Here is a 21675-nt window from a genome sequence, read left to right on the forward strand (position 1 = left end):
CGTACCTCACGAATAAATGCAGTCGCGGAGCGTGATCAGCCCCTGCCGCATCTCTGTTTTTGGGGCCACCATCGCGGCCCGGATAAAATGCTCGCCCGGGTTTTGCCCCGGATCACCTTGAGAAAGATATGCACCCGGCAGCACCCGAACTCCGGTCTGCTGCCACAGTTTCAATGCGGTTTCCTCGCCATTCTCGACCGGCAGCCACAGAAAGAACCCTGCCTCGGGCGGCATATAGCCCTGGATGCCTGCAAACACCTGGTCTGCGATGGCGTATTTTTCCTGATAGAGCGCGCGATTCTCGTCCACATGCGCCTCATCGGCCCAGAGCCTTGCGGCGGCGGCCTGCAACGGCAGCGGCAATGGCGCGCCTGCATAATTGCGTAACTGCTTGACCCGCTTGATCGTTTCCGGCCCGCCTGCAATCAGGCCAGACCGCAGCCCGGCCACGTTCGACCGCTTTGACAGCGAGTTGAACAGGGTGAGCCGTTCAGGATCAGCGCCCAGTTCCTTTGCGACGGTCAGAACACCTGTAGGCGCTGTGTCGCGGTAAATCTCGGAATAGCATTCATCGGCGAAGATGCGGAAATCATATGTTTCAGCCAACCGGATCAGCTCGACCCAGTATTCACGCGTGGCAACTGCGCCCTGCGGGTTGGCCGGTGAGCAGATATAAGCGGCGACAGTGCGGTTCAGCACATCCGCGGGCAATCCCGCATAGTCCGGCAGATGATCTGTGGCCGCCGTGGCCGGGACAAAAACCGGATCAGCCCCGACCGAGATCGAGGCAACCATATAGACCTGATAGAACGGGTTCGGGCACAGAACGACCGGTTTTTGTCCGTATTTCTGTTCGGGGCACAGCGCCATGGCGGCGTTATACAGCCCTTCGCGCGTCCCGTTCAGGGCCATAACCTGCGTGTCCGGATCCATCGTGACGCCATAACGGCGTGTAATCCAGTCAGTGATCGCACCGCGCAGCTCGGCCGAACCCTCATTCGGCGGATATCCCTGAAAACCGGCAGCATTTTCCGCAATCACGTCGCTGACCCAGGCCGGAAAAGCGTGCATCGGCGCGCCAATGGTCATGTGAATCACTTCACCGCCCGGTTGGTGATGATCCAACAGGGTGCGCAGGCGCGGGAATGCGTATTCCGGAAGGTTCGAAAACCGCTCGGGGAAATTCATAACTACTGCCTCAATATCGGGATCATTTCGCCCCGTTTTCAAGCAGGTTACAGTCCGGGCGGGGCTTCGTCCAGACAAAGAGGCGCCGAATCAGGGGATTGTGGCATTCAGGCCAATGCGGCCTCGGCCGCGGAACCAAGCCGCAAAAGCGCCTCTTCGGACCCCGGATAACCCATCATCATCAGCCCGCAGCCCGGTTTTCCGGTCGGCAAGGTCAGCGCTGCCAGCCCCATGAGGTTGCCGATCCGGGTGTTCCGCAATGCCAGCAGGTTTTCGGTGACGTAATAGTCGTGATCGCTCATCAGCCGTTCAAGATTGGGCGGCAGGATCGGTGCAGTTGGGGCCAAAACGGCGTCAAACCCGGCAGTGGCCACGTCCCATGCACCGCGACACGCCTTCAGCCTTGACCAGGCTGCAACATAATCGGGGCCTGAAGCATTTCGTCCAGCACGGAACCGTTCGAGTATTTCGGGATACATCACATCTGGGTTGGCCTCGATCACATCTCGCCACAGGCCATAGGCTTCGGTGGTGTAAAGAACCCCCGACAGCCCCATCGCGTCGGCTAGTTCAGGGACCTCAAGAGGCAGGATATCTGCACCGGCCTCACGCAACCGATCCAGGGCATCCTCGTAAGCGACACGTGGCTCTGCGCGCAAATCATCCTTGGCGACAGTCTGCAAATCCGCGAAACGACGCCCCTTTAGATTGGCTCCGCGCAAATCAGCTGGCGTCCCGCCCTCCAGCATGGCCAGCATATGGGTCGCATCTTCGACCGAGCGGGCCAGCGGTCCAACGGTATCAAACCGCAGGCACAACGGGACTGTACCCTCCAGGCTGACCCGCCCGGCAGTGGTTTTCAGCCCGACCAGATTGTTCCAGGCTGACGGTATCCGCACCGACCCGCCAGTATCTGAGCCAATCGCGCAGGCCGCCAAGCCCCAAGCCACGGACGCCGCAGCCCCCGAGGATGACCCGCCGGGAACCGCATCCTCATCATCGATGCAGGGCGGTGTTCCGGTGATCGGGTTCAGGCCCAGACCCGAGAACGCCAGCTCGCTCATATGGGTTTTGCCAAGACATACCGCGCCCATGGCACTGGCATTTCGCAGCACGATTGCATCAGTTTTGGGAACCCGGTCTTTCAGCAGTGCCGTTCCTGCCTCGGTGGCAGTCCCGGCAGTATCGAACAGGTCTTTCCAACTGATCGGCACCCCATCCAACAATGATCGGCGCAATCCCAGCTTTGCCCGTTCCTGCGCCGCCTCAGCCTCGGCTCGGGCGCGCGCTTCGGTCACGCGGGCATAGATTCGGTCGCGATGCGGGTGGGCTGCTATCGCAGTCAGAAAGGTCTCTGTCAGTTCAACCGGGTCAATCTGGCCCATGCCAATGCCCCGACCCAGATCACAAGCCGTCATCGACAACCAATCCTGCATCACTGCCCCCTTCAATTTCTGCATTCCCAGCGACGGTAGCGACAGGACCGCACATGGACAATCCCGAATGGGCGCGCATAGTGCGCAGCATGGAACAGAGCTCGGATATCCTGATCGTCGGCGGCGGCCTGAATGGCCCCGCTTTGGCTTTGGCACTGGCACAAACAGGGCACAGAGTTACCGTCATTGACGCGCTGGCCGAAAAGGTTCGCAAAAATGCGGCTTTTGACGGCAGAGCCTATGCGTTGGCCCTGGCCTCGCAGCGCCTGCTAGAGGCGATTGGGGTTTGGTCACGGGTTGCCAAACACGCCCAGCCAATGCTCGAAATCAAGGTCACCGATGGCCATGCAGGCGCTGGCCCGTCGCCGTTTTTCATGCATTTCGACCATGCCGAGATCGAAGAAGGTCCGATGGGCTTTATGGTCGAAGACCGCCACCTGCGCCGTGCCTTTCTGGACGCGATGGCCGCGGAAAAGGCCATTACCCAGATCAGCGGCAAGACGGTAGTGTCACAGCAGACCTCGGGAACAGGCGTCAGCCTGACATTGGATGATGGCGCGGTCGTCAAGGGTGCGCTGCTGATCGGATGCGATGGGCGTCGCAGCGGCACAGCGGAACGTGCCGGGATCAAACGCACAGGATGGGATTACGGGCAGACCGCGCTGGTCTGCGCCATCGAACATGACTTGCCGCATCACGGCATCGCGCATCAGTTCTTCATGCCACCCGGCCCTTTGGCCATTCTGCCTCTGACCGGCAATCGCAGCTCTATCGTCTGGAGCGAGCGAACAGAAATGGCCAAGCGCATCAACGCCCTGCCCGAGGAGGACTATCTGCAGGTCCTGCGCCCCAGATTCGGCGATTTCCTGGGCGAAATCCGTCTGGCCGGAGATCGGTTTACCTATCCGCTGAACCTGACCATCGCCAACTCTTTCATCGGAGAACGGATGGCACTGGTCGGAGACGCAGCCCATGGAATGCACCCGATTGCAGGCCAAGGCCTGAATGCGGGCCTGCGCGACGTGGGCGCCCTGGCCGAGGTGCTGACCCTGGCCGGACGGCGCGGGGAAGATATTGGTTCGCCACTGGTTTTGGAGCGTTTTCAGGAATGGCGACGGTTTGATACCGCGTCTTTGGCGATGGCGACGGATGTATTCAACAAACTGTTTTCCAACGACAATCCTCTACTACGGATCGGACGGGATATCGGGATGGGCGTCGTCGGGTCACTACCCGGCCTGCGTCGCGGTTTCGTGCGCGAGGCCGCCGGCCTGACCGGGGACCTGCCAAAACTACTGCAGGGTCGGGCGATCTAGTCCAGCTCGCGCGCCTCATCCACCAACATGACAGGAATGCCATTGCGGATCGGAAAGGCCAAACCCGCCGCTTTTGACACCAGTTCCTGCTTTTCAGCGTCATAATGCAGCGTTGTATGCGTCTTCGGACAAATTAGCGCCTCAAGCATGTGGCGGTCAAAAGCGTGTTCAACGGTGGTCATTGTAGTGTTTCCTCATTCGCTCCGCCGCGCATGGCGAATTCAATCAGTGTCACCAAAGTCTCGCGCCGGGTGCGCAAACAGGGAGCCTCTAGCAAGGCTTGTTTTTCTTCCGGATCAAAATCCAGCAACATCGACAGCGAATTCACAAGCAGTTCATCATTCGCGTCTTTCAACATATCCCAATCAGCCGACAACTTTCGCGACGAAAAGAACTTTTCCAACAGCTTCAAAAGCCCCACCCGATCAAACCCCTCGTCGTGCTCGACCTTGCCAAGATCACGGTCAAACCCGCGCCAGGTCACGTTACAACGGCGGTATGGGGTAAATGCATCCAACTCGGCCTGAATACGGAACCGGGAGATGCCAGTCAGAGTGATCAGATAGCGGCCGTCTTCAGTTTCGGAAAACTGCGTCACCCGCCCCGCGCAGCCAATTTTGTGCAGCTTGTTTTCGTTGCTTTGACAGGGATTCGGCTGAACCAACCCGATCAACCGTTCCTGGGTCTTCAAAGCGTCGTCCAGCATCTGCAGATAGCGCGGCTCAAATATATGCAGCGGCAAGCGCGATCGGGGCAGCAACAGCGCCCCGGGCAAAGGGAAAACGGATACCGTTTCCGGCAGATCAGCGGGATGCATCATGTACCCGAGTGTAGCCCTGATCCAGAATTAGGCAAATATCATCGAGCTGAGCTTGCGCCGCCCGTTCAGAACAATCGGATCATTGGGTTTGAGCGCATCAAATATCGTGAACAGCTGAGACTTGGCCGCGCCTTCGTTCCATTCACGGTCACGGCGGAACATTTCCAGCAGCTGCGCCACCGCCTCTTCAACCTCGCCATTGGCATGCAGGGCCTGCGCCAGATCGAACCGTGCCTGATGATTGTCAGGATCGGCCTCAACCGCTGCGGTCAATTCGGCCACCGGGCCGGCATCTGCCGCTTGCTTGGCCAGTTCCAACTGTGCGTTTGCCGCTTCAAGCTCTGGCGATGTGGAAATCTCCGCCGGGGCACCGTTCAAAATTGCCTCGGCCTGCTCCAAATCGCCAGTGGCGATATGCGCGCGTACCAGCCCACCATAAGCGGTGGCGTGGTTCGGATCCTCACCCAGAATGGCAGCAAAGGTCTGAGCGGCATCCGCTGCGGCACCTTCGGTCAGCATTTCCTCGGCAGCCTCGACAGCATCGTCCAGTTGACCACCCGGGCTTTCGCCACCTGTCGCCTCGATCACGCGATCTACAAATGCTTTGATCTCGGATCCGGGCACTGCGCCCTGAAATCCGTCGATCGGTTGGCCTTTGTGAAAGGCATACACGGTCGGGATAGACTGAACGCGCATCTGTGAAGCGATCATCTGTGCTTCGTCCACATTGACTTTGACCATCTTGACCGCACCCTTGGCGGCGGTCACAGCCTCTTCCAACAGCGGGCCCAACGTTTTGCATGGGCCGCACCACGGCGCCCAGAAATCTACGATGACCGGCACGTCCTGCGAGGCTTCGACCACATCCGCCATAAAAGTGGCTTCGGTCCCGTCCTTGATCAGATCGGTGGCGGGGGTGTCTGCGCCGTTCAGAAGGTCCATGGCTGTCACTCTTTCGATTAAACTTGCGCTCTATATGCAGTCGCTTGACCCGGAAACCAAGGGCAGAGTTTTACGTCAGACGTCAAAGGTCGCAAAGACCGGGGCGTGATCACTGGGCTTTTCCCACCCGCGCGCGTTGCGCAGAACGCGGCTGGAATGGCCTGCATTCGAGATATCCGGGGTCGCCCAGACGTGATCCAGCCGCCGCCCCTTGTCGGCCACGTCCCAATCCCGCGCGCGATAGGACCACCAGCTATAAAGCTGCCCTTCGGGGATGTCCTGCCGGGTGACATCGACCCAACCGCCTGAGTCCTGTGTTTCGGCCAAAGCCTCGACCTCGACCGGTGTATGCGAAACGACCTTGAGCAACTGTTTGTGCGACCAGACATCATCCTCACGCGGAGCGATGTTCAGATCACCAACCAGAATGGATTTTTCCGGCTTTTCCGCGTGGAACCAGTCACGCATATCGGTCAGGTAATCCAGCTTCTGGCCAAACTTCTCATTCACCTCACGATCCGGCACATCCCCGCCCGCAGGCACATAGAAATTGTGGATCGTCACACCGTTTTCCAGCCGCCCCGCGATATGGCGCGCATGGCCGAGATCTGCGAAATCCATGTCGCCCGCCTCGACCATAGGCAGGCGAGACAGGATCGCAACGCCGTTGTACCCCTTTTGCCCGCGCGCAACCATGTGAGTGTAACCCAGTTCGGCAAACCCTTCGGTGGGGATCTTGTCCACCGGAGACTTGCATTCCTGCAGGCACAGAACATCCGGTGCCTCTTCGCGCAACAATTTCAGCACGATAGGCTCGCGCAGACGGACCGAGTTGATGTTCCATGTGGCAAGAGTAAAAGGCATAGGGAATTCCTCTGTCGCGGTTGGCGCACCCTAACGCGGTGCTTTCACAGGTACCATCGTAAAAGAAATTATCAGGACGGATGCCCTGAGGATTGGGGCGCATCATCGCAAATCTCGTACCAATGCGGTTTCTCAGATACGGATTCGTGAAACTGGACTTTCAGATCAAACGGAGTGTCCAGCGCATTAGCCGCAATCGGAAAACTGTCCGCATCAGCCAGAATTTCACCAAGCGACGTCCCACAGGTATCGCAGAAACACCTGCCATATTTATAGGGCGGTTCAGGCTGGTAAGTGACAACTCGGTCCTTACCGTCCAGCCAAACAACATCATCTTTCTTGACGAAGACAACAGTGCTTGCACCTGCCTTCCGACAACGCGAACAATGGCATGTTCCCATAACCGAAGGTTCACTGGTAAGTTGGAATTTTACGGCGCCACACAGGCAACTTCCATGAATCACTTTCGCCTCCAATTTTGCACTCCAGAAATAGAACATTACATGAACATATACTTTGTCGCAATCCGCTAGGAGCCGCAAAACATTTTGCAGCACAAACAAAAAAGGCCGGGCCATCAGGCCCGGCAGTCCAACAGGGAGGTACATGTCATTACCCGGACATGTACGGGTTGGGAGTAACTTAAAGATGTCTACAGGGTATCACTTTGATCCAAGTCAATCCACATCAAGTTACGATACCAAGCGATATCCACCCGATTCTGTGACCAAAAGGCGCGCGTTGGATGGATCGGGCTCGATCTTCTGACGCAGGCGATAGATATGAGTTTCCAGCGTATGTGTGGTGACACCGGCATTATAGCCCCAGACCTCATGCAGCAGAATGTCACGGGCGACGACACCGTCGGCGGACCGGTACAGGAACTTGAGGATATTGGTTTCCTTCTCGGTCAGTCGAATCTTGCGGTCTTCGTCGGTGATCAGCATCTTCATCGCCGGCTTGAAAGTATAAGGCCCGAGCACAAATACCGCGTCTTCTGATTGTTCATGCTGGCGAAGCTGTGCACGTATACGTGCCAGAAGAACCGGAAACTTGAACGGCTTGGGAACATAGTCATTGGCACCGGCATCCAGACCCAGGATGGTGTCCGCGTCACTGTCATGACCGGTCAACATCAGGATCGGGCTTTTCACACCTTGCTTGCGCATCAGGCGGCACAGCTCGCGCCCATCCGTGTCGGGCAAGCCAACATCCAGAATGACCAGATCGTAAATCGCCTCGCGAGCCCGCTCCATGGCTGATGCCCCGTCCGACGCTTCGAATACATCAAAATCCTCGGTCATCACGAGCTGTTCGCTCAACGCCTCGCGCAGATCCTCATCATCATCCACTAGCAGGATTTTCTTTAGCTGTGCCATATCCGGTCCTCCTAAGCCCTTTTCCACCACTTGCGCGCGAAAGATGCAATCAACAAGGTTTGCTGCAACCGTTTCACGCCCTCGTGTCTCAGGATGAAGAATTGTTTCACATTTCCTTTTGATCAGGCTACATGAAGGGCTGATCGTTACAGGGTAACAACAGATGAGTCTTATCCCGGATATCTCGGAACTGCTTGCTCGGGCACGGGCTGACCTGCGCATGGGCTTGCCGGTCGCCCTGACGGATGACACCGGCTTTAGCGTACTGGCCATTGCGTCGGAAACGCTGAGCGCACAGCGGCTTGCCGACTTGCAAGGTCTGGGTGGCGATCCTGTAGTCGCAGTGACTGTCCGACGGGCCGAGACATTAAAGGCACGGGCCTATGACGGTGACCTGGCGCGTGTGATCGTTCCAGCAGATGCCGATGTTGCCTGGGTGCAGGCGGTGGCCGATCCCTCGGACGATCTGAACGCGCCTATGAAAGGCCCACTGATGACAGAGCGTCAGGGCAACGCCAATCTGCATCGCATTGCCATTGCTTTGACCAAGTCAGCCCACCTTCTGCCGGCGGCAATCGTTGTTCCTGTTCAAGATGGTCGAACCTTCGCTACTGCACATGGCCTGACATGTATTGACCATACCCGCGCCGCGCCACATCTGTCGGATCGAAGCCTTTTGAATGAGGTCGTGGCCGCCCGACTGCCGATGGAGGTATCCGAAGCCGGGCGCCTGCACGTTTTTCGCCCTGAAGATGGCGGCGAGGAACATTACGCAATAGAGATCGGCCGCCCCGACCGCAGCAAACCGGTATTGGCTCGGCTGCATTCGGCCTGCTTCACCGGTGATCTGATGGGCAGCTTGAAATGTGATTGCGGGCCACAACTGCGTGGGGCCCTGGCCCAGATGGGGTCTGAAGGGGCAGGAGTACTTCTGTATCTGAATCAGGAAGGCCGCGGGATTGGCTTGGCCAACAAGATGCGCGCCTATTTCCTGCAGGATCAAGGGTTCGATACAGTCGAGGCCAATCACCGTCTCGGGTTCGAGGATGACGAGCGCGATTTCCGTCTGGGCTCGGACATCCTGAAATTGCTCGGCTTCAGTTCCGTAAGGCTGTTGACCAACAACCCCGCCAAGATCGCGATGATGGAGAAGACCGGCATCGCCGTCACCGAGCGCGTCCCGCTGAAAGTCGGCGAAACTGCCCATAACCGCGACTATCTGGCCACCAAAGCAGCCAAGTCGGGACATTTGCTGTGACACCCGCAGATCTGGTTCTAACCCGCCGCGGCGTTCGTTTTCGCGGCGGGTATTTTCCCTGTTCGATCGGGAAAGGTGGGTTAAGCAACAGCAAGCGTGAGGGGGACGGCGCCACGCCGACCGGCTGCCTCAACATCGTTGGTATGCTGTACCGGCCCGACCGGCTCGCAAGACCGTCGCCTTGGGCCATCCCAATCGGTCCTCAGGACCTCTGGTCAGATGATGTGGAAGACGCGCAGTACAATCATATGGTCAGCGCACCTTATCCTTTCAGCCACGAAAAACTCCGCCGCGCGGACCCGCTTTACGATCTGGTTCTGATCACTGACTGGAACTGGCCCAATGCGGTGGCTGGGCGCGGTTCAGCAATTTTCTTGCATCAATGGCGACGGCCCGGTTTTCCTACAGAAGGCTGCGTTGCGTTTCGGCGCGACCATCTGCGGTGGATCGCACGTCGAATCGAGCCAGGCACGCGGCTGATTATCCCTCAGGCTTAACTCGTTCACCGAAAATGGCCGAGCCGACGCGCACATGGGTCGCGCCAAGTGCAATGGCCTGCTCGAAATCGCTGCTCATCCCCATGGATAGCCCTTTCAGACCATTGCGTTCAGCTATCTTGGCAAGCAAGGCGAAATGCAGAGATGGCTCTTCCTCGACAGGCGGAATGCACATCAGGCCCTGAATCGGAAGGTCGAGCCCGCGGCAATCGGCAATAAATGCGTCTGCCTCAGTGGGCAGAATTCCTGCCTTTTGATCCTCTTCACCGGTATTGACCTGAATGAACAGATCCGGGCAAGTGCCGACCTCTTGCGCGAGCCGGGCCAGAGTATTGGCCAGTTTGGGGCGGTCAACAGAATGGATCGTGCTGAACAGATCCAACGCCTGACGGGCTTTGTTCGTTTGCAACGGCCCAATCAGATGTAAATCGACATCCGGGTACTGCAATTTGAATTCCGGCCATTTTCCGACGGCTTCTTGAACCCTGTTTTCACCGAAACAGCGATGCCCTAAAGCAAGCACTTCCGCTACACGCTCATTCGGCTGAACCTTTGACACGGCGATCAGCTTCACGGCCCCGACGTCCCGCCCCGAGGCAGTTTCGGCTTTGGTTATCCGGGCAGATATTTCTTGCAGCGACATTTGGGTCCTCGATCAGTTATGGGCGAAGAAAAACACTATGTCGGACAAAAAGAAAAGGGCAGGTCCGAAGACCTGCCCTTAAACCTTGCGGCTCAGATCAACTTAGAAGTTGAACTGTGCACCAAAGTCGGCACGTGTGGTCGAGTCGTCGCAGACGTCACAGTCGCTGACACCTACACCACCGCGCAGCGATACACCGCCACCCAGGTCGTAGATGGCGCCGATGCCGTACTGCTGCGTGTCCGCATCAGCGTTACCGTCACCGTAGGCGAAGGTCAGAGTGGTCGCGGCGCCAACATTGTAGGCACCCGATACACCCCAAGCAGTGCCGTCGGTCAGGTCGTTTTCGGTTTTATCGTCAGCAACAAACAGCGTACCCGAGAAGTCGCCGAATTCTGCACCCAGGGTGAAGACCAGCAGGCTTGGGTCGTCGCCAGCATCGCCCGCGTCAGTTTGACCATAGGCCAGCGCTGCAGTGATGTTGTTGAAGGTGTAAGTCGCGCTTACGTCCCAACGGTCAGCGCTCGTGGTGTTGCCACCGCCCTGGAAGATGGTCGCTTGATCGTACGACGCACCAAAGGCGAAGTCACCAACTGCGTACTGGAAGAACACAGCGTTCGAACCCGAACCGGTCGACGAGTAACCCAGGAAGCCATAGTCAACGGCAGAATACTGACCGATGAAGTTTTCCAAGCCAGGCTCGTTACCGTAGTAGTTTGCCAAGTTGTCGAAAGCACCAGCAACGTTGCCGGCGTCAACACGCAGACCACCGTAGATGACCGAGAAGCGCGCGCCGTTCAGGCCAGCCGAGTTGGCTTCGCCGGTGGACGAGTCTTCGTCAGCCTGCAGACGTACACGAGCCGAGAACTCAACGCCGCCATCGGTTTCGGCTGTGCCGTCGATGTTCAGGCGGAAGCGCGAGACCAGGATTGTGTCGTCAGTGTCGTTCGCGAACACGTTAACGTTCTGAACAGTTGCACTACTTGCAGTAGTGGTGGTGGTAGTGGTGGTGGTGGTGGCCGCTGTGCGGTCCTCCTGATAACCAATACCAAAACGGCCGTAGCCGCTGAACTTAACTTCGGCCGCTGCAACACTTGCGGTTGCAATCAGTGCGGTCGATGCGAAGAGAACTTTTTTCATCTTGTTTCCCTCGGTTTCAAAAGTTTTTTAACTCGACACGTGCTTAGGCACATGTCTCAGCACGGGAACCGTTTCGCCCTTTTTGCCCCTGTCACGCAAGCTTGGCATAAAAACTGACGCGCATTGACCTAGAATTGGTGCAAGGATGCCACAGTCTGATTTACCCACTGAATCAACCCCGAAGCCTGCTCTGGATGTGACAAGATTAAGCTTGTTGACGAACCAGACCTTGTCTAGGAGTAACGTGAATAACCTAAAACCAACGAAACGGAACCTGTCCAACATGCGCCTGCAGACAATTTTCGGTTTGATCATAGTGACAGCCGCGGTGTCGGCTTGCGGACAGAATCGCAACGCAGAACCCAGTGCAACGCCACTCAATGTGGATGGCGGTCGCTCGGACGAGCGTGAGCTGAACGATCCGAATCGCTCAACGATCTGGGATGTATTCAACACCGCAGACGCCGAGCAGGTTACCAATGTGAACCGCTATCTGTGGGCTGCCTCGCTGGATGTCCTTAACTTTCTGCCCGTGCAGGAAGTCGATCCCTTTACCGGTGTAATCGTAACAGGTTACGGCACGCCTCCGGGTGGTGGACGGCAATACAGGGCCACGGTTCACATCAGCGATCCCGCCCTGGCGGCACGATCCTTGTCGGTTGCGCTGCAGACCAGCGGGGGTGCACCGGTCAGCGCGGCAACCACACGCGCAATCGAAGATGCAATCCTGTCCCGCGCCCGTCAGCTGCGCATTGCGGACAACAAGCTCTAGCAACCCGCTTCAAATCACAATATTACCACGCCGGGTTCATGCCCGGCGTTTTCATTACGAAGGACCGCACGATGTCGCGCTATTCGGCCACCGAAATCGAAGCAAAATGGCAAGAGGCCTGGGACAAGGCCGGAATCTTCACCGCCAACCACAAGGCGGACAAGCCGAAATATTATGTGCTTGAAATGTTCCCCTACCCGTCTGGCCGCATCCATATGGGACATGTGCGCAACTATACGATGGGCGACGTAATCGCGCGCCACAAGCTTGCGACCGGCCATAACGTGCTGCACCCGATGGGATGGGACGCGTTCGGGATGCCTGCAGAAAACGCTGCGATGGCTATTGGCGGTCACCCGAAAGACTGGACCTATGGCAACATCGCAGACATGCGCAGCCAGATGAAGCCTCTGGGCCTGTCCATCGACTGGTCCCGCGAATTCGCCACCTGTGACCCAGAATATTACGGCCAGCAACAGGCGCTGTTCCTGGATATGCTGCAGGCCGGTCTGGTTTACCGCAAGAACGCAGTGGTGAACTGGGACCCGGTCGATATGACCGTACTGGCCAATGAACAAGTCGAAGGCGGGCGCGGCTGGCGCTCGGGCGCATTGGTTGAACGGCGCGAGCTGACGCAATGGTTCTTCAAGATCAGCGATTACTCTGAGGAATTGCTGGATGCGCTGGACACGCTGGAGAACTGGCCGGCAAAAGTGCGCCTAATGCAGGAAAACTGGATCGGCAAGTCGCGTGGATTGCAGTTTGGCTTTGAACGCGTCGATGGTGGTGAGCCAATCACCGTCTATACAACGCGCCCCGATACGCTGATGGGGGCGTCTTTCGTCGGCATCTCGCCAGACCATCCGATTGCCAAGCAACTTGAGGCCGAAAACCCCGAAGTGGCTGAGTTCGTTGCCGAATGCCGCAAGGGCGGCACCACAGAAGAGGCCATAGAGACCGCCGAAAAGCTGGGCTATGACACTGGTGTCAAGGTCAAACACCCGCTGGATCCGAATTGGGAGCTGCCGGTCTGGATCGCCAATTTCATCCTGATGGATTACGGCACCGGCGCCATCTTTGCCTGCCCGGCCCACGACCAGCGCGACCTGGATTTCTGCCGTAAGTACGGTTTGCCCGTCGTCGACACGTTCTTTGCGCTTGATAATGACACGCCGGTCGACAAAACCGCATTCGTTCCGCCGAAAACCGAAAAAGTCCGCTGGGTAAACCATTTTGCCGGGCTGACCGACGCCACGGGTGATGACGCAATCAACACCACCGTCGATTTCGCTGAAAAAGCGGGTTGGGGCGAAGGCGTTACCAAATACCGTCTGCGCGATTGGGGTCTGTCGCGTCAGCGCTATTGGGGGTGCCCGATTCCCGTGGTGCATTGCGAATCCTGCGGCGTGGTGCCCGAAAAGAAAGAAAACTTGCCGATCCGCCTGCCCGATGATGTCACTTTTGACAAACCGGGCAACCCGCTGGACCGCCACCCGACCTGGCGCGACTGCGCCTGCCCGTCTTGCGGTGCGCCATCCAAGCGAGAAACCGACACGATGGATACGTTCGTCGATTCGTCGTGGTATTTCGCCCGCTTTACGGCTCCGCACACGGAAACGCCGACCGATCTGGCCGAGGCTGAATACTGGATGAATGTCGATCAATATATCGGCGGCATCGAACACGCTATCCTGCACTTGCTCTATTCCCGCTTCTTTGCGCGGGCGATGCAGATCACTGGCCATTTGCCGAAAAAGGCCATCGAGCCCTTTGATGCCTTGTTTACCCAAGGCATGGTCACGCACGAGATTTATCAAACCCGCGACGCCAATGGCCGTCCGGTCTATCACCTGCCCGAGGATGTGACCGACGGAAAATTGGCGGATGGAACCGAGGTTGAGGTCATCCCATCGGCCAAGATGTCAAAATCTAAGAAAAATGTGGTCGATCCGGTCAGCATCATCTCGGCCTTCGGCGCGGATACCGCGCGCTGGTTCGTGTTATCCGATTCACCGCCCGAGCGGGATGTGGAGTGGACAGCATCAGGCGCAGAGGCTGCATTCAAGCACCTGAACCGTGTCTGGAACCTCTGCGACAAGATCGGCGCGATGGACCCCGAGGCAAAAGGCGACGGGGATCAAGACCTGCTGCGCGAGATGCACAAAGCCATCCATGATGTGACGCTTGGTGTTGAAAGCTTCGGCTTTAATGCCGCCATTGCAAAGCTCTATGCGTTTACCAATACGTTGGCAAAATCCAAAGCGGGTGCAGCGGCCCAAAAGCAGGCGATAAAGACGCTGGCACAGTTGATGTCGCCGATGACACCACATCTGGCCGAAGATATCTGGGCGCATCAGGGCGGCGAAGGTTTGATCGCAACAGCCCCCTGGCCTGTCGCGGACGAAGCTATGCTGGTCGATGACACTGTAACCCTGCCGATCCAGATCAACGGCAAACGCCGCGCGGAAATCAGCGTTCCAAAAGATATGGACAAGGCAGAGGTTGAAAAAATCGCGCTCAGCACCGAAGCTGTGCAAAAGGCACTGGACGGTGCCGCGCCGAAGAAAGTGATCGTTGTTCCAGGTCGGATCGTGAATGTCGTTGTTTAATCGCAGAAGCCTTTTGTTGATGCCGCTGGCTGCTTGCTTGCTGGCGGCCGCATGCGGGTTCCAACCCGTTTACGCGCCGGGCGGAACAGGTGAAGCATTGCATGGTAAAGTTGCTGTAACTGAGCCAAATTCCGTGGAAAGCTATTTGCTTGTCCAGAATTTGGAACAGCGGCTGGGCCGGGATGCGAGCGCACAAAAGCTGTATGATCTGGATGTTAAGGTTGCTACGGCCACGCAATCTGCAGCGATCACGACTACCAACGAGACGAACCGGTATACAATCGAAGGGCGCGCGGAATTTTCCCTCAGGTCCGCTGAAACCAGGCGGATTCTGGTATCAGGAAATGTCCATGATTTCGTGGGCTATTCCGCTGCAGGCTCAACCGTCTCGACGCTTGCGGACGAACGTGACGCGACCGAGCGGCTGATGATCATCCTGTCCGATCAAATCGTGAACCGCCTTTATGCAGCACCGGGCCTGACCCAATGAAGCTCAGCCCGCGCGAGGCTGAGGGGTATTTCGCCAAACCGGACGCGGGCAAGGCAGGGTTGTTGATTTACGGATCCGATGCGATGCGTGTGGCCTTGAAACGGCAACAGGTCTTGTCAGCCCTGCTGGGAGAAGGCGCCGAAGAGGAAATGCGCCTGACCCGAATGCCAGGTGGTGATCTGCGCGGGGAACCGGCACTGTTGCTGGACGCGGTCAAGGCTGTCGGGTTCTTCCCCGGCCCACGTGCAGTTTTCGTCGAAGATGCAACTGATGTCGCCGCCCCAGCCATCATTACCGCATTCGAGGATTGGGCAACGGGCGACGCTCAGATCATCGTGACGGCCGGGCAGCTCAAACCCAGCTCAAAGATCCGTAAGGCATTCGAGTCGCATCCCGCAGCCTATGCCGTTGGGATCTATGACGATCCGCCCTCTAGGGCCGAGGTTGAACGGGTTCTGGCACAGGCCGGAGTCAATAACATTCCACCGGATGCAATGTCGGCCATCACCGAACTTGCCACGGCCATCAGCCCCGGGGACTTTACGCAAACCATTGAAAAATTGTCTCTTTACAAGCGCGGAGACGATACTGAATTGGCTCTCGAAGATATCGAGGCCTGTGCACCCAGCTCGACCGAGGCCGCTCTGGACGATGTCCTGAACGTGGTCGCCGAAGGCAGAGCCGGAGAGATTAGCCCGCTGATACGACGGCTGCAATCGCAAGGTACAAATGCGGTCAGCCTGTGTATCGGAGCAACCCGGCACTTTCGAACGCTTTACGCCTGTGCCGCCGATCCCGGTGGTGCGGCACAGGGCGTCGGCAAGCTGCGCCCACCCGTCTATGGAAAGCGGCGTGATCGTATTCTGCGGCAAGCACAGGGATGGGGGGCACCCAAACTGCAGACCGCTTTGACCGTTCTGACTGATACGGATCTGTCATTGCGGTCAGCTGGGCAAACGGCCCCAGCCATGGCTTTGGTCGAACGTGCCATGATCCGTCTGGCGATGCTGGCAAAGTCGCGTTAAGCGGTCCGCGCCAGCCAGTTTGCAGCTGATCGCCCAGCCCATCGCCCTGTCGCCAGACAGGCAGTTAGCAGATAGCCACCGGTCGGAGCTTCCCAATCCAGCATCTCGCCGGCACAGAACATTCCGGGCCTGGATTTCAGCATCAACCCTTCGTCCAAAGCGCCTTGCCGTACACCTCCGACGGTTGAGATTGCCTCATCCATTGGCCGCAACCCCGCGTGGCTGAGGGGCAGAGATTTCAACGTTTCGACACTCAGACCGCTTCCCCTGTTCATCTCGTGATACAGAGCGATCTTTTGCGGAGACAGATGCAGAGATTTCTTCATCCATTGCGACTGCGTCGTCTTGGATTTCTTGGCTGCAATTTTCTGCTGCAAGGTAGCTGCATCCAGATCGGGAACCAGATCAACACTCAACGGCGCACCTTCTCGCAAAGCGGGCGTCAGGGAATAGAGCCCTCCGCCTTCAAGGCCTTTGGATGAAATCGTCGCCTCGCCGCGACTGATCACATCCCCGGCAGTCCACCCAACGGATTTGATCGCAGCGCCGAAATGCGGCTGCATATGTGCGCTCCAATCCACTGACAGGGCCGAGTTCGCCGGGGCAAATGGCGACAGGTCGACACCCGCCCCTTGCAACAGTGGGGCCCAAGCTCCATCCGATCCCAATCGCGCCCAGCTTGCGCCGCCCATGGCCAGAATCGTCGTGTCAGCCTCAATCTGCCGGTGACCTTCCGGAGTATCGAATTCCAGAGCATCGCCGTTCCATCCGGTCCACCGCCATCGGGTTTTGATTTGCACACCAGCCGCATCAAGACGCCCCAGCCAAGCCCGCAACAGAGGTGAGGCCTTCATAGCCTTTGGAAACAACCGCCCCGTTGAGCCTGTAAATACCTCTTGTCCCTGATCACGCGCCCAGTCCTGAACGGCGGCAGCATCAAATTCCGCCACCATAGGGCGTAGCCACTCAGCGGCGGGTCCATAAGACAACAAAAGTGTTTCGAGCGGTTCATTCTTGGTTAGGTTCAGGCCAGACTTCCCTGCCATCAAGAGTTTTCGGGCAACCGAGGGTTTGGCCTCGGCCACCAGCACATCATGACCTGCGGCGGCAAGTTCACCCGCCGCCATCAGGCCCGCTGGCCCGCCTCCGATCACGACGGCTTGTGCCATTGCTGTCCTCTTGCCTTTCGCGCCCTGCGGCGCGACGTTACGCTGATATGACCGACCGCGACCCGATCTGCCCCCTCTGCGACCGGCCGATCCCCGATGGGAACGGCAGCCTGCACCATCTGATCCCAAAACTGAAAGGGGGCAAGGGCGGCCCCACGGTTTTTCTGCATGTGATCTGCCACAAAGAGATCCACGCCACCCTGACCGAAGCGGAGCTGGCACGGGATTTCAATACGATCGAAGCTTTGCGCGCCCACCCTCGCCTAGAAAGATTTCTGAGCTGGATTCGCAAACGGCCCCCTGATTTTCGATCCAGAGTGCCGGGAAAACGGCGTCGTCGGTAATCAGCCCGGCAGGACAGGGTCGCCAAAAGCATCATGGCCGGGCTGGGTCAGGCCCTGCATCTCAAGCCCTCGGAAATCGGGGGTCCGAGCAAACGTAGCACCTGCGCTGTGCTGAAACTCGAGCGTAGTATAGGGGCGTTTCCAAAGCCATTCGCGGTTCTCAACAGACCACAGGTCGGCATTAGGGGGAACCTCGTCGGTGAAAGCATAAAAGTGCAGATCGAACCCATATTGTGCCACATCCTGCACAGATAGCAGCTGCATCCCCTGTGCACGACAAAAGGCATCCTCGGCCGCGATATTCCCGGCGCGCAAGGTGATCTGTCCAATACGCGCATCCGCGAAAGGGGTCTTGGGATCGGCGATACCGTCCGGGCGATTGCCACGGAAATCGTGTTGCAGCAGTTCGATCACGAAACCCTCGGGATCAGTCAGGTGGCACATATAGCCGATATCCAGAAACTGGTCCGGCTCTGAAACCTCGATGCCTTTTTCGCGCAAAAAAGCGGCAGCCAGATCAACATCCGGCAGGGTGATGCCGATCTTCCAATATCTCTGGCCCCGATCATGTGTGTACCCACCGCCGCCCGGCATCAAAAGCAGATCGGCATCCTGCCCGGCATATCCCAATCGAAGGCTTGCGCCCTGCCGGCGTGCAGTCATACCCATTGCATCCCTGTAAAACTCGGAAAGACGATCCGTGTCAGCCACGCGCAGACGCAGGGCAGACAACCTCATGAACATAACCGCGCGATACCGGTCGCAATTTCAGGATTGGCGGCGACGCTGTCAGCCACCAGATCAAGGGAGGTCTGCATCAGGTCTTCAGGTGCAACTACGCGATCGACCAGCCCAAAGGCATAAGCCTCATCCGCAGTGATCTTTTGCCCGGCCATCAAGATCATCTTTGTCCGAGCCGGACCGATCAGGGCCGCCATGCGTGCGGGATCGGAGGGTTGTGGCAGAAAACCCAGCTTCATCACCGGATAAAAGAACTTGGCTTCCGGTACGGCAATGCGGATATCGCAGGCCAGAACCATGCCATTGGCCCCACCAGCCAGCGTTCCATTCAGTGCGGCAACCGTCAGGCAGGGTAACGCGGCGATAGCAGCCGACAACCGCTCCCACAGATCCGAGGTCGCCAGGCCGGCGCGCGCCTCTTCCAGATCGGCGCCGGCGCTGAACACTTTGCCAGCCCCGGTCAGGATCAGCGCACTTGCGCCGGTCGCGGCCTCGGCAATCTCGCACAGCTCGGTCAGCATCGCACCGGTCAGCGCATTTGCCTTGTCGGGGTTGTTGAGCGTGACTGTCCACAGCCCGTCCGCCTTGTTCAATTCAATCACGTCAATCCAACCCTTTGCCGAATATCCTCACGTCGCAGCGAAATTTCGGTGCCTAGAAACTCATCCGCGTCTGACGAACACATCCACAACAGCGCCCGCGCCGGCCAATCGGCGGGGATATGATCGGTCCAATCCAACTGGCTGACGGCGTTGATCCCGCTGGCCTTGATGACCCGCTGCATATCGGTTGCAACCGTGCCGGGCGACAGGCCCATGGCGCGGATCCCATGGGAGGATTCTTCAAGATGCAGACATTCCGTCAGCATCTTGGCCCCTGCCTTCGAGGCGCAATAATGGCTCCAGGCCTCGACTGGGTTCGACGCCGCACCGGAAGAGACCGTCAGGACAGTGCCGCCACCCGCGGCACGCATGACCGGCAGCGCGGCGCGCATTCCATGAAATACGCCCTTGAGGTTGATGTCGATCGCTTTACCCCAGGACGCGACATCGGCGCTGGATAAATGGAAAATCGGGTCAATGACACCAGCATTGCCTATCAGAACATCCAGCCCGCCAAACTTGTTTACGCACTCTGCCACGGCCAGCTCGACCTGGGCGAAGTCACTGACGTCGCAGGCCAGTGCAATAGCGTTTTCACCAAGCGACGACGCCAGTACCTGAATTTGATCCCGATTACGCGCCACTAGCACGACATTAGCCCCTGCTGCGGCAAATACGCGCCCTGCCTCGGCCCCGATGCCGCGACTGGCCCCAGTGATCAGTACGGTTTTCCCCTGCATAAGGTTCCAGTACCTCCATTGTCCTGAGAATTAATGAACCTCTATCCTGCGAACGGGGAATGGGTCCAGCCCTTCCCCCTTGACGCCCGCCGCCACCGGCATCACCATGCGCGCAAATTTGATCAAGAAGGGTTCTATGATGTCCGTTTTTCTCCGCCGCACCTGCGGCGCAGTTCTGGCCTACACTGTCATTTCGCAGGGGGCGCTTGCCGACGTTACTCCACAGGAAGTCTGGGATGACTGGCAGTCCTATCTGGCGCAGATGGGCTATACTGTTTCAGGTGACCAGACAGATACCGGCAATGGTATCACCATCGAAAACCTGACGATGTCGATGGACCTCCCGGAAGAAGAGGGATCGTTCAGCATGGCCATGCCTGAAATGACCCTCACCGACAATGGCGACGGTAGCGTCAATATTGGTGTCCCGGAAAGTTTCCCCATGACCGTCACCGGCAATGTCGATGGTCAGGACGAGTCATTTACAGTCGATATCGAATACGTCCACAGCGGGCTTGTTATGACCGTCTCTGGCGATCCGGATGATGTGACTTACGATTACTCTGCAGACAGCCTTGGAATCAAACTGGGTAACATCGAAGTCGACGGTGAAACGTTGCCGCCCGAAGTGGTTGGTGGCTACCTTGAAATGGCAGATGTGAGCGGCAGCTCGCAAATGAAGATCGGCGAAAACCGCGATATCGACCAAAGCTTTACCGCATCAGAGATGACCTACAGCTTGGCATTTCAGGATCCCGAAAGCGAAGACGCCGGGAAATTCGACGGCACGCTTGGCGATCTGGCCTTCGACGGCACCAGCATTATCCCTTCAGATTTCAATTTCTCTGACCCGCAGGCATTCTATGACGCTGGCTTTGCCTTCTCGGGTCTCTTTACTTACGGATCGGGCCAGTCTTCGATGGCGGGCAGCAGCGAAGGCGAAGACTTTTCGATGGCCAGCGAATCCGAAGGTGGACGGCTTTCCGGCAGCATCGACGCGAACCGAATTGCTTATGACGTCGAACAAAACAGCGCCAAGATTGCTGTAACTACGGCGGAACTGCCCTTTCCAATCGAAATTGCCATGGAAAGTGGCGGTTTCAAGTTCGAATTCCCGGTACAGGAATCCGAAGAGATTCAACCCTTTGGGCTGGCGATAAACTTGACGGACTTCACTATGTCAGACGTACTGTGGAGCATTTTTGACCCCGCAGCCGCCCTGCCACGCGATCCGGCCACGATTGCGCTGGACCTTTCCGGTACGGCCAAAGTGCTGACCAACTTCTTTGACCCCGAGGCCGTAGAGGCGCTTGAGTTTGCGGACGAAGCGCCGGGTGAATTGCACTCTCTGACAATCAACGAGTTGCTGGTCTCTATGGTCGGTGCGGAACTGTCCGGCGATGGCGACTTCACCTTCGACAATTCCAACACTGAGGAACTGGGCGGTCTGCCGACGCCCGCTGGCGTTGCGAACCTGCAACTGGTTGGTGCGAATGCCCTGATCGACACTCTGATCGGTATGGGTCTGATTGCCGAGCAAGACGCAATGGGCGCGCGAATGATGATGGGTCTCATGGCAGTGCCGGGGGAAGAGCCCGACACGCTGAATTCGACAATCGAGTTCAAGGAAGATGGTCAAATTCTGGCCAATGGACAGCGCATCAAATAAAAGAAACAGGGAAGGCGGCCCGGCTGCCTTC

23 protein-coding genes are annotated in these 21675 nt (G+C 57.8%); 9 read left to right on the forward strand and 14 right to left on the reverse strand.

Going from position 1 to position 21675, the window contains the following annotated elements; translation table 11 throughout:
* Positions 1 to 6: 6 nt before the first annotated feature.
* A complete protein-coding gene (locus AC2FH2_RS11995; RefSeq protein WP_496823700.1) occupies positions 7 to 1188 on the reverse strand; it encodes an aminotransferase class I/II-fold pyridoxal phosphate-dependent enzyme in 1182 nt (393 codons plus the stop codon).
* Between the two features lie 107 nt (positions 1189 to 1295).
* Complete coding sequence (locus tag AC2FH2_RS12000) at positions 1296 to 2624, reverse strand: amidase (RefSeq protein WP_271949844.1); 1329 nt, start codon at positions 2622 to 2624, stop codon at positions 1296 to 1298.
* 53 nt (positions 2625 to 2677) lie between these two features.
* Here AC2FH2_RS12000 and AC2FH2_RS12005 point away from each other — a divergent pair, with 53 nt between their 5' ends.
* Positions 2678 to 3940: an FAD-dependent monooxygenase gene (locus AC2FH2_RS12005; RefSeq protein ID WP_496823702.1), complete on the forward strand. Its 1263-nt coding sequence runs from the start codon at positions 2678 to 2680 to the stop codon at positions 3938 to 3940.
* Here the strand turns inward: AC2FH2_RS12005 and AC2FH2_RS12010 are convergent.
* The 6 genes from AC2FH2_RS12010 to AC2FH2_RS12035 form a co-directional block, all read right to left on the reverse strand.
* Positions 3937 to 4122 carry a Trm112 family protein gene (locus AC2FH2_RS12010; protein WP_142637084.1) on the reverse strand — a complete coding sequence of 62 codons (186 nt, stop codon included), beginning with the start codon at positions 4120 to 4122 and terminating at the stop codon, positions 3937 to 3939. The genes AC2FH2_RS12005 and AC2FH2_RS12010 overlap by 4 nt on opposite strands.
* Positions 4119 to 4760, reverse strand: a complete 642-nt coding sequence (locus AC2FH2_RS12015) for an LON peptidase substrate-binding domain-containing protein (RefSeq protein ID WP_496823704.1) — start codon at positions 4758 to 4760, stop codon at positions 4119 to 4121. Before AC2FH2_RS12015 ends, AC2FH2_RS12010 begins: the two co-directional genes overlap by 4 nt.
* Positions 4761 to 4787: 27 nt before the next feature.
* Positions 4788 to 5702, reverse strand: coding sequence for a thioredoxin (trxA, locus tag AC2FH2_RS12020; protein ID WP_281995418.1), 915 nt, complete (start codon positions 5700 to 5702; stop codon positions 4788 to 4790).
* 75 nt (positions 5703 to 5777) lie between these two features.
* Positions 5778 to 6566 (reverse strand): exodeoxyribonuclease III, encoded by a 789-nt coding sequence (locus AC2FH2_RS12025; RefSeq protein ID WP_496692519.1) that lies wholly within the window; start codon positions 6564 to 6566, stop codon positions 5778 to 5780.
* 71 nt (positions 6567 to 6637) lie between these two features.
* Positions 6638 to 7030: a GFA family protein gene (locus AC2FH2_RS12030; protein WP_271949675.1), complete on the reverse strand. Its 393-nt coding sequence runs from the start codon at positions 7028 to 7030 to the stop codon at positions 6638 to 6640.
* Positions 7031 to 7258: 228 nt separating this feature from the next.
* Positions 7259 to 7945, reverse strand: coding sequence for a response regulator transcription factor (locus AC2FH2_RS12035; protein WP_142637092.1), 687 nt, complete (start codon positions 7943 to 7945; stop codon positions 7259 to 7261).
* Between the two features lie 163 nt (positions 7946 to 8108).
* On the opposite strand from AC2FH2_RS12035, the gene ribA reads away from it, so the two are divergent.
* Both ribA and AC2FH2_RS12045 read left to right on the forward strand, forming a co-directional pair.
* Positions 8109 to 9203 carry a GTP cyclohydrolase II gene (ribA, locus tag AC2FH2_RS12040; protein WP_271949672.1) on the forward strand — a complete coding sequence of 365 codons (1095 nt, stop codon included), beginning with the start codon at positions 8109 to 8111 and terminating at the stop codon, positions 9201 to 9203.
* Positions 9200 to 9700, forward strand: a complete 501-nt coding sequence (locus AC2FH2_RS12045; protein ID WP_281995420.1) for a L,D-transpeptidase family protein — start codon at positions 9200 to 9202, stop codon at positions 9698 to 9700. Before ribA ends, AC2FH2_RS12045 begins: the two co-directional genes overlap by 4 nt.
* Here the strand turns inward: AC2FH2_RS12045 and AC2FH2_RS12050 are convergent.
* The gene (locus AC2FH2_RS12050; RefSeq protein ID WP_142637099.1) at positions 9684 to 10343 is read right to left on the reverse strand and encodes a YggS family pyridoxal phosphate-dependent enzyme; all 660 of its coding nucleotides are present in this window, start codon (positions 10341 to 10343) and stop codon (positions 9684 to 9686) included. The genes AC2FH2_RS12045 and AC2FH2_RS12050 overlap by 17 nt on opposite strands.
* A 102-nt stretch (positions 10344 to 10445) precedes the next feature.
* Positions 10446 to 11483 carry a porin gene (locus AC2FH2_RS12055; protein ID WP_281973064.1) on the reverse strand — a complete coding sequence of 346 codons (1038 nt, stop codon included), beginning with the start codon at positions 11481 to 11483 and terminating at the stop codon, positions 10446 to 10448.
* A gap of 283 nt (positions 11484 to 11766) precedes the next feature.
* On the opposite strand from AC2FH2_RS12055, the gene AC2FH2_RS12060 reads away from it, so the two are divergent.
* The 4 genes from AC2FH2_RS12060 (at position 11767) to holA (ending at position 16379) form a co-directional block, all read left to right on the forward strand.
* Positions 11767 to 12255 carry a DUF3576 domain-containing protein gene (locus tag AC2FH2_RS12060; protein WP_142637277.1) on the forward strand — a complete coding sequence of 163 codons (489 nt, stop codon included), beginning with the start codon at positions 11767 to 11769 and terminating at the stop codon, positions 12253 to 12255.
* Between the two features lie 71 nt (positions 12256 to 12326).
* A complete protein-coding gene (gene leuS, locus AC2FH2_RS12065; protein WP_496823707.1) occupies positions 12327 to 14864 on the forward strand; it encodes a leucine--tRNA ligase in 2538 nt (845 codons plus the stop codon).
* On the forward strand, positions 14851 to 15354 hold the full coding sequence (lptE, locus tag AC2FH2_RS12070) for an LPS assembly lipoprotein LptE (protein WP_496823709.1): 504 nt from the start codon (positions 14851 to 14853) through the stop codon (positions 15352 to 15354). The genes leuS and lptE overlap by 14 nt, the downstream gene beginning before the upstream one ends.
* Positions 15351 to 16379 carry a DNA polymerase III subunit delta gene (gene holA / locus AC2FH2_RS12075; protein ID WP_271949662.1) on the forward strand — a complete coding sequence of 343 codons (1029 nt, stop codon included), beginning with the start codon at positions 15351 to 15353 and terminating at the stop codon, positions 16377 to 16379. The genes lptE and holA overlap by 4 nt, the downstream gene beginning before the upstream one ends.
* Here the strand turns inward: holA and AC2FH2_RS12080 are convergent.
* Positions 16376 to 17548, reverse strand: coding sequence for a TIGR03862 family flavoprotein (locus AC2FH2_RS12080; RefSeq protein WP_496823711.1), 1173 nt, complete (start codon positions 17546 to 17548; stop codon positions 16376 to 16378). The two genes, holA and AC2FH2_RS12080, sit on opposite strands and share 4 nt — an antisense overlap.
* 47 nt (positions 17549 to 17595) lie before the next feature.
* Between AC2FH2_RS12080 and AC2FH2_RS12085 the strand changes: the two genes are divergently transcribed.
* Positions 17596 to 17892, forward strand: coding sequence for an HNH endonuclease (locus AC2FH2_RS12085; protein WP_271949658.1), 297 nt, complete (start codon positions 17596 to 17598; stop codon positions 17890 to 17892).
* On the opposite strand, the gene AC2FH2_RS12090 is transcribed toward AC2FH2_RS12085, so the two are convergent.
* Genes AC2FH2_RS12090 through AC2FH2_RS12100 form a run of 3 tightly spaced genes read right to left on the reverse strand, consistent with a single transcriptional unit; the run spans position 17893 to position 19975 of the window.
* Positions 17893 to 18630, reverse strand: coding sequence for a VOC family protein (locus AC2FH2_RS12090; RefSeq protein WP_496694170.1), 738 nt, complete (start codon positions 18628 to 18630; stop codon positions 17893 to 17895).
* The gene (locus tag AC2FH2_RS12095) at positions 18627 to 19235 is read right to left on the reverse strand and encodes an enoyl-CoA hydratase/isomerase family protein (RefSeq protein ID WP_271949654.1); all 609 of its coding nucleotides are present in this window, start codon (positions 19233 to 19235) and stop codon (positions 18627 to 18629) included. The genes AC2FH2_RS12090 and AC2FH2_RS12095 overlap by 4 nt, the downstream gene beginning before the upstream one ends.
* Complete coding sequence (locus AC2FH2_RS12100) at positions 19232 to 19975, reverse strand: SDR family oxidoreductase (RefSeq protein WP_271949652.1); 744 nt, start codon at positions 19973 to 19975, stop codon at positions 19232 to 19234. Before AC2FH2_RS12100 ends, AC2FH2_RS12095 begins: the two co-directional genes overlap by 4 nt.
* A gap of 139 nt (positions 19976 to 20114) precedes the next feature.
* Here AC2FH2_RS12100 and AC2FH2_RS12105 point away from each other — a divergent pair, with 139 nt between their 5' ends.
* A complete protein-coding gene (locus tag AC2FH2_RS12105) occupies positions 20115 to 21644 on the forward strand; it encodes a DUF2125 domain-containing protein (protein ID WP_496713349.1) in 1530 nt (509 codons plus the stop codon).
* Positions 21645 to 21675 lie beyond the last annotated feature (31 nt).

The sequence above is a fragment of the Ruegeria sp. YTSA105 genome (genome assembly GCF_059610225.1).

Bases quoted from the DNA above. Each gene is read 5' to 3' on its own strand.
- AC2FH2_RS11995 (WP_496823700.1), bottom strand. From the start codon at position 1,188: ATGAATTTCCCCGAGCGGTTTTCGAACCTTCCGGAATACGCATTCCCG.
- lptE (WP_496823709.1), top strand. From the start codon at position 14,851: ATGTCGTTGTTTAATCGCAGAAGCCTTTTGTTGATGCCGCTGGCTGCT.
- AC2FH2_RS12105 (WP_496713349.1), top strand. From the start codon at position 20,115: ATGTCCGTTTTTCTCCGCCGCACCTGCGGCGCAGTTCTGGCCTACACT.
- AC2FH2_RS12035 (WP_142637092.1), bottom strand. From the start codon at position 7,945: ATGGCACAGCTAAAGAAAATCCTGCTAGTGGATGATGATGAGGATCTG.
- AC2FH2_RS12025 (WP_496692519.1), bottom strand. From the start codon at position 6,566: ATGCCTTTTACTCTTGCCACATGGAACATCAACTCGGTCCGTCTGCGC.
- AC2FH2_RS12005 (WP_496823702.1), top strand. From the start codon at position 2,678: ATGGACAATCCCGAATGGGCGCGCATAGTGCGCAGCATGGAACAGAGC.
- AC2FH2_RS12085 (WP_271949658.1), top strand. From the start codon at position 17,596: ATGACCGACCGCGACCCGATCTGCCCCCTCTGCGACCGGCCGATCCCC.
- AC2FH2_RS12000 (WP_271949844.1), bottom strand. From the start codon at position 2,624: ATGCAGGATTGGTTGTCGATGACGGCTTGTGATCTGGGTCGGGGCATT.
- holA (WP_271949662.1), top strand. From the start codon at position 15,351: ATGAAGCTCAGCCCGCGCGAGGCTGAGGGGTATTTCGCCAAACCGGAC.
- AC2FH2_RS12010 (WP_142637084.1), bottom strand. From the start codon at position 4,122: ATGACCACCGTTGAACACGCTTTTGACCGCCACATGCTTGAGGCGCTA.
- ribA (WP_271949672.1), top strand. From the start codon at position 8,109: ATGAGTCTTATCCCGGATATCTCGGAACTGCTTGCTCGGGCACGGGCT.
- AC2FH2_RS12050 (WP_142637099.1), bottom strand. From the start codon at position 10,343: ATGTCGCTGCAAGAAATATCTGCCCGGATAACCAAAGCCGAAACTGCC.
- AC2FH2_RS12090 (WP_496694170.1), bottom strand. From the start codon at position 18,630: ATGAGGTTGTCTGCCCTGCGTCTGCGCGTGGCTGACACGGATCGTCTT.
- AC2FH2_RS12060 (WP_142637277.1), top strand. From the start codon at position 11,767: ATGCGCCTGCAGACAATTTTCGGTTTGATCATAGTGACAGCCGCGGTG.
- AC2FH2_RS12100 (WP_271949652.1), bottom strand. From the start codon at position 19,975: ATGCAGGGGAAAACCGTACTGATCACTGGGGCCAGTCGCGGCATCGGG.
- AC2FH2_RS12080 (WP_496823711.1), bottom strand. From the start codon at position 17,548: ATGGCACAAGCCGTCGTGATCGGAGGCGGGCCAGCGGGCCTGATGGCG.
- leuS (WP_496823707.1), top strand. From the start codon at position 12,327: ATGTCGCGCTATTCGGCCACCGAAATCGAAGCAAAATGGCAAGAGGCC.
- trxA (WP_281995418.1), bottom strand. From the start codon at position 5,702: ATGGACCTTCTGAACGGCGCAGACACCCCCGCCACCGATCTGATCAAG.
- AC2FH2_RS12055 (WP_281973064.1), bottom strand. From the start codon at position 11,483: ATGAAAAAAGTTCTCTTCGCATCGACCGCACTGATTGCAACCGCAAGT.
- AC2FH2_RS12015 (WP_496823704.1), bottom strand. From the start codon at position 4,760: ATGATGCATCCCGCTGATCTGCCGGAAACGGTATCCGTTTTCCCTTTG.